At 44.4% G+C, this 11847-nt stretch carries 12 protein-coding genes; 6 read left to right on the top strand and 6 right to left on the bottom strand.

What is annotated here, in order from left to right:
• Positions 1-2: 2 nt before the first annotated feature.
• From F0228_RS07885 to F0228_RS07865, 5 genes are all read right to left on the bottom strand, one after another.
• The gene (locus F0228_RS07885; protein ID WP_061033307.1) at positions 3-494 is read right to left on the bottom strand and encodes a hypothetical protein; all 492 of its coding nucleotides are present in this window, start codon (positions 492-494) and stop codon (positions 3-5) included.
• A gap of 148 nt (positions 495-642) precedes the next feature.
• Positions 643-1194, bottom strand: coding sequence for a porin family protein (locus F0228_RS07880; RefSeq protein WP_061033306.1), 552 nt, complete (start codon positions 1192-1194; stop codon positions 643-645).
• A gap of 128 nt (positions 1195-1322) precedes the next feature.
• Positions 1323-2252: a LysR family transcriptional regulator gene (locus tag F0228_RS07875; RefSeq protein ID WP_061033305.1), complete on the bottom strand. Its 930-nt coding sequence runs from the start codon at positions 2250-2252 to the stop codon at positions 1323-1325.
• Between the two features lie 99 nt (positions 2253-2351).
• A complete protein-coding gene (locus F0228_RS07870) occupies positions 2352-3095 on the bottom strand; it encodes a copper homeostasis protein CutC (protein ID WP_061033304.1) in 744 nt (247 codons plus the stop codon).
• 315 nt (positions 3096-3410) lie between these two features.
• Positions 3411-4019, bottom strand: a complete 609-nt coding sequence (locus F0228_RS07865; RefSeq protein ID WP_004740353.1) for a peroxiredoxin C — start codon at positions 4017-4019, stop codon at positions 3411-3413.
• A 210-nt stretch (positions 4020-4229) separates the two neighbouring features.
• Between F0228_RS07865 and F0228_RS07860 the strand changes: the two genes are divergently transcribed.
• On the top strand, positions 4230-5135 hold the full coding sequence (locus F0228_RS07860) for a hydrogen peroxide-inducible genes activator (protein ID WP_017632986.1): 906 nt from the start codon (positions 4230-4232) through the stop codon (positions 5133-5135).
• Positions 5136-5214: 79 nt separating this feature from the next.
• Here the strand turns inward: F0228_RS07860 and F0228_RS07855 are convergent, their stop codons facing one another.
• Positions 5215-5661: a CBS domain-containing protein gene (locus F0228_RS07855; protein ID WP_004740350.1), complete on the bottom strand. Its 447-nt coding sequence runs from the start codon at positions 5659-5661 to the stop codon at positions 5215-5217.
• 258 nt (positions 5662-5919) lie between these two features.
• Here F0228_RS07855 and queA point away from each other — a divergent pair, with 258 nt between their 5' ends.
• The 5 genes from queA to secF all read left to right on the top strand — a co-directional run bounded on the left by queA (position 5920) and on the right by secF (position 11570).
• On the top strand, positions 5920-6972 hold the full coding sequence (gene queA / locus F0228_RS07850) for a tRNA preQ1(34) S-adenosylmethionine ribosyltransferase-isomerase QueA (RefSeq protein ID WP_105059076.1): 1053 nt from the start codon (positions 5920-5922) through the stop codon (positions 6970-6972).
• A 181-nt stretch (positions 6973-7153) separates the two neighbouring features.
• The gene (tgt, locus tag F0228_RS07845) at positions 7154-8290 is read left to right on the top strand and encodes a tRNA guanosine(34) transglycosylase Tgt (protein WP_004740348.1); all 1137 of its coding nucleotides are present in this window, start codon (positions 7154-7156) and stop codon (positions 8288-8290) included.
• A gap of 111 nt (positions 8291-8401) precedes the next feature.
• Positions 8402-8731: a preprotein translocase subunit YajC gene (gene yajC, locus F0228_RS07840; protein WP_008224112.1), complete on the top strand. Its 330-nt coding sequence runs from the start codon at positions 8402-8404 to the stop codon at positions 8729-8731.
• A 20-nt stretch (positions 8732-8751) separates the two neighbouring features.
• A complete protein-coding gene (gene secD / locus F0228_RS07835; RefSeq protein ID WP_004740346.1) occupies positions 8752-10608 on the top strand; it encodes a protein translocase subunit SecD in 1857 nt (618 codons plus the stop codon).
• A gap of 14 nt (positions 10609-10622) precedes the next feature.
• Positions 10623-11570 carry a protein translocase subunit SecF gene (gene secF, locus F0228_RS07830; RefSeq protein ID WP_008222741.1) on the top strand — a complete coding sequence of 316 codons (948 nt, stop codon included), beginning with the start codon at positions 10623-10625 and terminating at the stop codon, positions 11568-11570.
• Positions 11571-11847 lie beyond the last annotated feature (277 nt).

Here is an 11847-nt window from a genome sequence, read left to right as displayed (position 1 = left end):
AGCTAGAAGCTCAGAATCGCGCCTAAGTTTAAGTTGATAGTGGTGTTGTAAGGTACAAAAGTCTTATTGTGGTCAAACAGATTCAAATCGGCACCCGCTCTAAGCGCGAGTACAGGCGTTGCTTGATACACATAAGCACCACCCAAACTTAGGCCGGTCGCTGTCTTCCTTTCCGTAATACCTGAACGTGTCTTTTCACCGTCATAGTCAGCAACACCCACCTCAGCTTGAAAGCCGTGTAATTGCTGTGAACCAAACATGTTTTGAATACCAATTCGATACGAGTTTACTGTTTCATCATAACGATCACTCTCATACCAAATGTCTGAATAGCTTAAGTAAACAGCACCTAGATCTGCGATATCAGTCAAGCCAACCTGAACTCCAAATCCATGATACGCACCGATTTTTAGTTCGGGTGAAAGGTGAAGGCCGGTGGCTGAAACGGAAGTTGAAAGCAGGGTAAGTGCAAGTAAGGGAGACTTAATCTTCATAAAATTACCTAGAGTATGTCGCCATCCTTGGCTGCAATGAATTTTGATTCGAATCGTTTAAAAAGGTGAGTCAAGCTTGGGTGAAATGTTAAAACCCAGCAATTGACTGATGGTAAAAAGCCAGCAGAGACGCTGGCTTTTTTATTGATTAGAAGCGGTAGCCGACAGTCCATGAGAATGTGTCGTAATCTACGTCATCGTAAGTCGCGAATTCAAAGCGCATATCAGTGTATAGGTGTTGTCCGAATTCAGCTCGGCCACCTAGGCCAACAACTAAGCTGGTATCGTTATATGATTCAGTCCACTTTCTATCTAAATAGCTAATAGAGTTATCTTCGCTTTGACGAGCTAGGCCTAGAACACCATAAGGTTTTAAAGAAAAACCATCTAAATCAAACTTATAACCTATGTCAGCATCAACTTGGAACTTGTAACCATCGATTTCAGCTTTGAAACCTTCAACGCTTTCATCGTCACTGTTAGTTGCGTAAGAAACGTTGATACCTACGATACGGTTAAATTCATAACCATATTCAAGCTTGATACCGTTACCCCAATCAACAGTATCGTCTGTTAGCCAGTCGGAAACTTGAGTTTTGCTGTAACCGAGACCAACACGGTGTTGGCTGTCAAAGTTGTTTGCAAAAACTGGAACAGAAAGTAGTGAAGCTGAAATTAGGGTAGTAAGTGCAATTTTCATATTAGTCTCTATTTAGGGTTAACTTAACTGCACGATCCTTCGTAGTTCAGTATCCGTTTTAATAGGGCTAATATTAAACAGTGTTTTATTTTTAGGCTAAGTAGTATTTTGTATAATTGTAATAAGTATTACTTATTAACATGTTCATTTAGTGCTTGCTGAACAACATCGCAGAGCCACATATGAAGAGGGTTATTACGATTCTTTATATGTATATGACTATACACTCCCACCGTTTTTAGTTCGCTCGCGATGTCTACATCAATGGCTCTCAGGTTGGGATAGTTGTGGATAGGAAAGAGGGTGGAATGTGGCATGTACATATCAGAATTAAGCAGAACATCTATAAGAGCTAATACCATTTCAGAACGGAATCCAACGCGATGAGGAATCGAGTGGGTTTCTAATATTCGTGAAGCTTGACTAAAGTTATCGTTCCAACCTGGTGATATTAGTGATGCAATCTCATAGCCTGCCAAATCTTGTGGGGTGACAATTGATTTTCTTATTGGATGATCTTTTCTTACAAATAGCTGCCCATCAATATCAATGAGCTTTTGAATATGAATTTCTTTTGAAACATCAGAGAGTTGATAAGCAACGCCTAAAAAGATTTTTTCTTTTTGTATGTCTTCAGCTGAGGATGTCGTCCAGCTCGTTAGCTCTAGCTCGCAGTTAGGTGCCTGTTGCTTGATGATTTTGTAAAGAGCCCCCGACAAACATGAAAGTACGACAGGGGAAAGCGCGATTTTTATTGAGTAGTCGATTTCTTTGGGGTCAAAGGTATTTGAAGAGTTAATCGCCGTTTTCAAACCATCTAAATGAGGTGTGATTTCATTTGCTAGCTGTTCGCTAAATGCTGTGGCTTGCAAACCTCCGTGGACTTTAACAAATAAGTCATCCGAAAAGTGATGACGCAGCTTCTGCAAAGCTTGACTAACAGCAGGCTGTGAAACAAAGAGTCGCTCCGCAGCCTTTCTGGTGTTTTTTTCTTGATAAACAATCAGGAATGTTCGTAACAGGTTTAAATCAAGAGAGCTGAATAAGTCTTTGGCCATATCTATCCATGAAAAATTTCTGCACTATTAAATCTAATATACGTCAGTCAGTTAGATTAGTCAGCGAGCTTCTCTAGATTTGTGTTAGCGACTGTTACCCTAAGCGATGAGAGAGGCTCTTACATCGGATATCTTACTCGCATCTGTCACGGGGATCTGATAATCATCAATATCATCACTGCCCATTTGAGCACTTGAGTTGTTTTCCATTAGGCTTGCTCTTGTCGATTTTCCAGAAAGATGAAGTGCAGGCACTTGAGTGGTGCTTTGAATCGTTTTGGCATTCGTTGCGTTGACGCCAGCCCCTGCCATTATATCGATTCTGCCATTGGCTTGTTTTACCATTGCTGACAACACATTGATGCCTTGCTCAGCATTAACAGCAAGCCCTGATGTCAGGATTCTTTCGCATCCAAGAGTGATGACCTGCTCTAATGCTGCTTGGAAGTCAGCGCTTTGATCGATGGCTCTATGAAAGGTAATCCCAAGCTTTAACGAGTGCGCTTTTTCAGCCAGTTGCTGCATTTTTGGCATATCAATACTTCCGTTTGGTGCTAACACACCAAGTACGACCCCATCCAATCCTGCACTTGCACAAGCTTCAATATCTTCAAGCATACAGATCATATCGTCATCATCGAATATGAAGTCACCCTGCCTTGGGCGTATCATCGCGTAGACCGGAACGGACGAAATTCTTGCCGCTTGCTTCATCATTCCGAAGCTCGGGGTTAACCCACCAAGTGCCAGTGAAGAGCAGAGCTCAATACGATTAGCTCCGCCTGCTAGGGCATTGTGTAGAGATTCTAGGTTATCGATACAAACTTCAATTTCGATGTTCATGATATTTTACTCGTTCAAATTGAGACTGTGGAAATCATAGCAATCTTGAGACGATTCTGAATAGGTAGCGATAGAGGAAAATAGAGGTAAAGTTTCGCTTTGCGGTTACCCCTATTCATAGTGGAGATGAGCAAGCAATAAACCATTGTTGAAGCAATAGATGCAAAAAGCCCGAAGCGTTAACTTCGGGCTTTGAATAAGACTTTACTTCTTAACTGATTGGCGATGCGCTTTGCGCTGTAGCTTATGCTTTATTTCTCTTTATAGAGAGTCATCCAACCATTCACCCGTGTTGAGTCGGGCTTAAGAATGTAATTACTTGCTTAGGTCGTCAGCGTGCTCAGATAGGAATGCTGCAACACCTTTTGGAGATGCGTCCATACCTGATTTACCTTCTTCCCATTGTGCAGGACAAACTTCACCGTTCTTCTCGTGGAAGTTTAGTGCGTCTACCATGCGTAGCATTTCGTCGATGTTACGACCTAGTGGAAGATCGTTAACTACTTGGTGACGTACAAGACCGTCAGCGTCGATTAGGAAAGAACCACGGAAAGCAACGCCTGCTTCTGGGTGCTCAACATCGTATGCTTTACAGATTTCGTGCTTAACGTCAGCAACTAGTGGGTATTTAACTTGACCGATACCGCCGTCAGCGATAGCAGTGTTACGCCATGCGTTGTGAGAGAATTGAGAATCGATAGAAACACCGATTACTTCAACGCCTTTAGCTTGGAAATCTTCTAGACGGTTGTCGAAAGCGATTAGCTCTGAAGGACAAACGAAAGTGAAGTCTAGTGGGTAGAAGAAAACAACCGCTTTCTTACCTTTAGTGAATTCTGCGAAGTTGAAGTTATCAACGATCTCACCGTTACCTAGAACAGCTGCTGCAGTAAAGTCAGGGGCTTGACGACCTACTAGTACCATTTTGGAATCTCCTAAAAAATTAGTTGGCCCAACACATCTTTGTTTGGGCTCCGTTTCTACGCGACAAACTATAGTACAATCGGTACTATAGAAAAAAGCGAATTAAATAGATTAAGTTCATCGAAAAAAGCGATAAGCTTATTCTTTGTCCTTTTCTTAGGTCTTAGGACCTTCGTGTAACTTATCCTACTCATATTACAAAGTAATTTCATGAATAAATGGCCAAGTCTTAAGCAACTTCACTATCTTGTTACTCTTCACGAAACACGCCACTTTAGCGACGCCGCTGATCGCTGTTTCGTCAGCCAATCAACTCTTAGTAAAGGTATCCAAAACCTAGAAGAGCTGATCGGTTGCCCTCTGTATGAGAAAAAAGATAAGAAGAGCCCACTTGTTTTTACTCAAGCGGGAGAGCTGGTGGTGAAGCACGGTCGAGAGTTATTGGCGAAAGGGCAAGATTTGGTTGAACTCGGAAACCTATGTAACGGCGATGCGATGCAAGGTCAGCTGCGAGTAGGGTGCATTCCTACCATTGCGCCATTTCTTTTGTGCGATTTGGTACAAGAAGCCAACCAGCGCTTTCCTCAGCTAAACTTACTGCTACGTGAAGACACGACAACGAACTTACTCGCGGCACTGCGCCATGGTGAGTTAGATGTATTGATTCTGGCTCTGCCTGTTGATATCGACAACATGGAGAGCAAAGTGGTTGGGCAAGATCCTTTTAGAATGGTGATCAGTCGTAATCAAGCGGATGGAATCCGTGTCCCTATTAAATATGACGACCTGCCAGACGAATCGGTATTCTTGTTGGAAAATGAACACTGCTTAACCGAACACGCAGTGTCAGCGTGTAAGTTAACTGATAAAGAGAAGATCAACCCATTCACAGCAACGAGTCTTCACACCTTGGTGCAGATGGTCGCGAACGGTTTAGGTACTACCTTTATCCCGCAGATGGCTATCGATCACGGTTTATTGGAAAACCAGAATCTCGTTGTGATCGATCCTCCAGGTCAGCAAGCCTACCGCGACATCGGCCTTGTGTGGCGACCAAGCTCATCACGTCGTGAAACCTTCCACCAATTAGCCGATGTGGTATCTGAGTTACTGTAAGAGATATCATTGGTCAGCGTATTTAATTTATATCTTTGAGCGGCTATTAAAGCCGCTCTTTGTTTTGCATACTCAACGGTTAATCCACTTCAGCTTCTTCTGGCTCTACTTCTTCTTGTAGTTCAAGCAAGTTGATCGCGATGGTGACGAAGTCACTGTCGGTGATGATGCCAACCAATTCGCCATGGCTGACCACTGGTAAGCAGCCCACTTTGTGTTTTTGCATGTAAATAGCAGACTCTTTTAACCCAGCTCGAGGCTCTACTGACATAACGTTTTTGTGCATAATGTCGTTGAGAGGAGTAGATAGAGTAAAAGATTGAGCTGGCGGAATGTTTTGTAGGCTTGATTCTTGGGCGGCGAGAACGTCTCGTTGGGTAACTACGCCCAATAGTTTTCTATCGGCATCGACGACTGGTATGTGGCGGATATCAAGCGCTTCCATGGTGTGCTTAGCATCGGCCAGTGAGTGTGAGCGCAATAAAGTATGAGGGTTGCGAGTCATCATATCTTCAACCTTGATCATACGAACCTCCTTATTATTTATTTGTTGTTATCACTATAGTTTTTTATCCAAAAAATAACTGAGAGCTGGCGCATTTTTGGGTGAGTTTTACACAACTATTTCATTTCACTGGAGAGCGGATTAAGTCGCATAATTTTACGCCTCTTTACAATAATCCATTGCTGTAAACCTTGCTATTGCAGCTCGTGTGCCTATACTAGCCCACTGCGAAATTTTTAGTCGCGTCTACTCATTCATCAACCAAACAAGACCAGAAAAATGCAAGTTTCAGATTTTCACTTTGACCTACCAGATGAACTCATTGCTCGCTACCCTCAAGAAGAGCGTACAGCAAGCCGTCTGCTTAAATTAGATGGCAATAACGGCAACCTAACTGATGGTTCGTTCAAGGACGTTTTAGACTTGGTTGAACCAGGCGATCTGGTTGTTTTCAATAACACGCGCGTTATCCCTGCTCGTGTATTTGGTCGCAAAGCTTCAGGCGGTAAGCTTGAGGTGTTGGTTGAGCGTATGCTGGATGAGAAAAGCATTCTGGCTCATGTTCGTTGTTCTAAATCACCAAAGCCAGGCACTAAGCTGTTCCTTGGTGAGAATGATGAGTACGAAGCAGAAATGGTCGCACGTCATGATGCGTTATTTGAAATCCATTTCACATCTGATCAAAGCGTTCTAGAGATTCTGAACAGTGTTGGTCACATGCCACTGCCTCCTTATATTGATCGTCCAGATGAAGACGCAGATAAAGAGCGTTACCAGACGGTCTATAATGAAAAGCCAGGTGCAGTAGCTGCACCCACAGCTGGTCTTCACTTTGACGACAAGCTAATGGCAGATATGAAAGCGAAAGGCGTTGAGTTTGCTTATGTAACACTGCACGTTGGTGCGGGCACATTCCAGCCAGTAAAAGTAGACAACATCAACGATCACCACATGCATGCAGAGTACGTTGAAGTACCGCAAGAAGTAGTGGATGCGGTTGCTGCGACCAAAGCACGCGGCGGGCGCATCATCGCAGTGGGTACAACATCGGTTCGTTCTCTAGAGAGCGCAGCACAAGATGCTCTGAAAAACGGTACTGAATTAGTGCCGTTCTTTGGTGATACAGAAATCTTTATCTTCCCTGGTTACAAATACCAGTTGGTGGATTGTCTTATCACTAACTTCCACCTACCTGAATCGACTCTGATCATGTTGGTGAGTGCGTTTGCAGGTTACGACAACGTGATGGCTGCATACGATCATGCAGTGAAGAGCGAATACCGCTTCTTCAGCTATGGTGATGCTATGTTCATCAACAAGAAAACCAGCTAATTTAAGCTGGTTATAAGCGATATAAATAAGAATTTACGGGTGCTAGCAGTAAGCTAGGAGTCGGGCAGGGTCTCTGTCTAATCTCTCGCAAGGAATACGCGACCGCTCCTCATAGAGTATTAAGGCTAACTTAAGCTCTGAATTAACAGTCAGATTGTTTCTCTGGCATATTGGAGGCTTCGTGAAATTAAAATACGAACTTAAAAAAACTAACGCTGGTGCACGTCGTGGTCAACTTCAGTTTGAACGCGGTACCGTTGAAACACCAGCATTCATGCCTGTAGGTACTTACGGTACTGTAAAAGGTATGACTCCTGAAGAAGTAAAAGACACAGGTGCTGAAATCCTACTAGGTAACACGTTCCACCTATGGCTACGTCCTGGTCAAGAAATCATGAAAATGCACGGTGACTTGCACGATTTCATGAACTGGCAAGGTCCTATCCTGACCGATTCAGGCGGCTTCCAAGTATTCAGCTTAGGTGCGATGCGTAAAATCACTGAAGAGGGTGTTCACTTCCGTAACCCTGTAAACGGTGACAAGATCTTCATGGACGCTGAAAAGTCGATGGAAATCCAAAAAGACCTAGGTTCAGACATCGTAATGATCTTCGATGAGTGTACGCCTTACCCTGCGACACACAAAGAAGCGAAAGACTCAATGGAGATGTCTCTTCGTTGGGCTGAGCGTTCTCGTAACCACTTCGACAAACTTGAAAACCCGAACTCACTATTCGGTATCGTTCAAGGTGGTGTGTACGAAGACCTACGTGATGTATCGGTTAAAGGCCTAACTGAAATTGGTTTCGACGGTTACGCAGTTGGCGGCCTAGCAGTAGGCGAACCAAAAGAAGACATGCACCGCATTCTTGAGCACACATGTCCTCAACTGCCTGAAGATAAGCCACGTTACCTAATGGGCGTAGGCAAACCTGAAGACCTAGTTGAAGGTGTTCGTCGTGGTATCGACATGTTTGACTGTGTAATGCCAACGCGAAATGCACGAAACGGCCACCTGTTTGTGACTGAAGGTGTGATCAAGATCCGTAATGCGAAGCATAAAACCGATACAACACCACTAGATTCAGAGTGTGACTGTTACACTTGTAAGAACTACAGCAAGTCGTACTTACACCACTTGGATCGTTGTAACGAAATCCTAGGTGCTCGACTGAACACGATTCATAACCTGCGTTTCTACCAACGAGTAATGTCTGACATTCGTCAGTCTATCGATGAAGACCGCTTTGAAGAGTTTGTTGCAGAGTTCTACGCAAGAATGGGGCGTGAAGTGCCACCACTAGGTAAAGAATCTTAGTATTTCTTTTTTGCGAGCCCTGTCTCTCTTCGGAGGGATGGGGCTTGAAAATAAAGGGATACGACCCAATTAGACAAACAATTACGAAAATATAAATAGAGGATGTTTTAAATGTTTATTTCTCAAGCTCACGCAGCAGCAGAAGGTGCACCAGCAGGCGGCGGTTTCGAAATGCTTATCATGCTAGGTATGTTCGCTGTGATCTTCTACTTCATGATCTACCGTCCACAAGCTAAGCGCGTTAAAGAGCACAAGAACCTAATGGCTTCTATGGGCAAAGGCGACGAAGTTCTAACTAGCGGTGGTCTGATCGGTAAAATCACTAAGATTGCAGAAGACAGCGACTATGTTGCTATCGAACTGAACGCAAACAACGAAGTAGTTATCAAGAAAGACTTCGTTACAGCAGTGCTACCAAAAGGTACTCTGAAATCTCTATAAACAGCTAGAGGATCCTCGCTGTGCTAAACCGTTATCCGTTATGGAAGTACCTGATGGTGGTGTTTACCATTGCCATCGCTGCGTTGTACGCACTTCCGAATATATACGGTGAAGATCCGGCAGTTCAAGTTACAGGGGCGCGTGGCGCCTCTGTAGATATGTCTACGCTGGATGCTGTCACCAATGCTCTTGAAGCAGAAAACCTTTCAACTAAATCCGTTGCTCTAGAAAACGGTTCCATTCTTGTTCGCTTTAACGACACAGACTCTCAAATTAGTGCCCGTGATGTTATCACTGAAGCATTAGACGAAGACGTTATCGTTGCATTAAACCTAGCGGCTTCAACACCGGATTGGCTTGAATCTATTGGTGCTGCACCAATGAAGCTTGGTCTTGACCTACGTGGTGGTGTTCACTTCTTAATGGAAGTGGATATGGACGCTGCAATGGAAAAGCTAGTTGGCCAACAAGAAGAAGCATTCCGTAGTGAACTTCGTGAAGAGAAGATCCGTTACCGTGCTATTCGTCCATCGGGTAAAGATGCGGTAGAAGTGATCTTACGTAATGAAGAGCAGCTTGCTGAAGCGAAATCGCTACTGCAATCTAAGCACCAAGATATGACATTCGTAGACTCTGACTCGAATGGTCGTTTTTCTTTGATTGCTAACTTCACTGAAGCTCGTCTTCAAGAAATCCGTAATTACGCGGTAGAGCAAAACATTACCATTCTACGTAATCGTGTGAACGAACTTGGTGTTGCTGAGCCTTTGGTTCAACGTCAAGGTGCTAGCCGTATCGTAGTAGAATTGCCAGGTGTTCAAGACACGGCTCGTGCTAAAGAAATCCTTGGTGCGACAGCAACGCTTGAATTCCGTGAAGTTGATAGCAGTGCTGACTTAGCCGCTGCAGCTTCTGGTCGTGCCCCAGCTGGTAGCGAAATTAAGCAAGACCGTGATGGTCGCCCTGTGGTACTTAAGAAGCGCGTTATCCTAGGTGGTTCTAGCATTACAGATGCAAGCTCAAGTGTTGATGAATATGGTCGTCCTCAAGTTAACATCTCGCTAGACAGCGAAGGTGGTAGCAAGATGTCTGCGTTCTCTCGTCAAAATATCGGTAAGCTAATGGCGACGGTATTTGCAGAGTACAAAGACAGCGGTCGTAAGACACCTGAAGGCAAAGTGATTCTTACTAAGCATGAAGAAGTGATCAACCAAGCGACGATTCAATCAGCGCTTGGCCGTAACTTCCGTATTACTGGTATCGACTCTACAGCTGAAGCTCATAACTTGGCACTTCTACTTCGTGCAGGTGCTCTGATTGCGCCTATCTCGATTGTTGAAGAACGTACGATTGGTCCATCTATGGGACAACAAAACATCGATATGGGTATCATGGCGATGGTTTGGGGTATGGCTGCAGTAATGCTATTTACGCTGCTTTACTACCGTAGCTTTGGTCTTATCGCGAACGTTGCGCTAATGGCGAACTTGGTACTGATTATTGGTGTGATGTCGATGATCCCAGGTGCAACCATGACGCTACCAGGTATTGCCGGTATCGTATTAACGGTCGGTATGGCGGTCGATGCGAACGTACTGATCTTTGAGCGTATACGTGAAGAACTTCGAGAGGGACGCAGTCCACAGCAAGCAATTCACCAAGGTTACGCGAACGCATTCAGCACAATCGCCGATGCGAACATCACAACTCTATTAACTGCAATCATTCTATTTGCGGTTGGTACTGGTGCGATTAAAGGCTTCGCGGTAACGCTGTCTATCGGTATCCTGACTTCTATGTTTACAGCTATTGTCGGCACACGTTGTATCGTGAACCTGATGTATGGCGGCAAACGCGTTAAGAAACTGTCGATCTAAGGCTAGGAATTAATATGTTTCAGATTCTAAAAGCAGACAAAATGATCGACTTTATGCGTTGGTCAAAGGTTGCCTTTGTTCTTTCTATCTTGATGATTGGTACGGCTATCTTCACCCTAACAACGAAATCGTTGAACTGGGGTCTAGACTTTACAGGCGGTACTCTGATTGAAGTTGGCTTTGAACAACCAGCACACCTTCCTGATATCCGTAGTGCACTTGAAGCTGAAGGCTTTGGTGATGCAACGGTACAGAACTTCGGTTCAGCTCGTGATGTAATGGTTCGTCTACGTCCTCGTGACGGCGTTGCAGGCGAGACGCTTGGTAACCAAATCCTTTCAGCTATCGAGAAAGGCACAGGTGAACAAGTTGAAATGCGTCGTATCGAGTTCGTTGGTCCTAACGTAGGTGATGAGCTAACAGAAGCGGGTGGCCTTGCTATCTTGGTTTCTCTTATCTGTATTTTGATCTACGTATCAGTGCGATTCGAGTGGCGTTTGGCGGCAGGTGCGGTACTTGCACTGGCGCACGACGTTATCATCACGCTGGGTGTATTCTCTCTGATGCAAATTGAGGTTGACCTTACCATCGTAGCAGCCTTGCTAACGGTAGTCGGTTACTCCCTCAACGATACCATTGTTGTATTCGACCGTATTCGTGAGAACTTCCGTAAGATGCGTAAAGGCGAAGCACCTGAAGTGCTGAACAGCTCAATCACACAAACGTTGAGCCGTACATTGATCACTTCTGGTACAACCTTGTTCGTAGTTATCGCACTGTTTGTTCAGGGCGGCGCAATGATTCACGGTTTCGCAACCGCACTTCTACTGGGTATTACGGTTGGTACTTACTCTTCTATCTACGTTGCATCTGCACTAGCTATGAAGTTGGGTATTACGCGTGAACACCTAATGCCACCACAAGTGGAAAAAGAAGGTGAAGAGTTTGACGAAATGCCATAAGCCTTGGCTTAATACGTTTCGCTAAACAGAAAAACCGCTAGGCAACTAGCGGTTTTTTTATGCCTGTATTTTGTAGTGAAACTCAAGAAAAATTACGGTCGAGGTGAGTTGCACTTAATGTCATAAGCGCTATTCTTCTCGCATCTCGCATCTCGCATCTCGCATCTCGCATCTCGCATCTCGCATCTCGCATCTCGCATCTCGCATCTCGCATCTCGCATCTCGCATCCCTGAATCACAGATACAAAAAAGCCCCGCGTGTGCGAGGCTTTGAATT

It is taken from the genome of Vibrio sp. 99K-1 (genome assembly GCF_013114585.1).
GTDB classification, from domain to species: domain Bacteria; phylum Pseudomonadota; class Gammaproteobacteria; order Enterobacterales; family Vibrionaceae; genus Vibrio; species Vibrio chagasii_B.
This window is presented reverse-complemented; position numbering and strand designations above follow the sequence as displayed.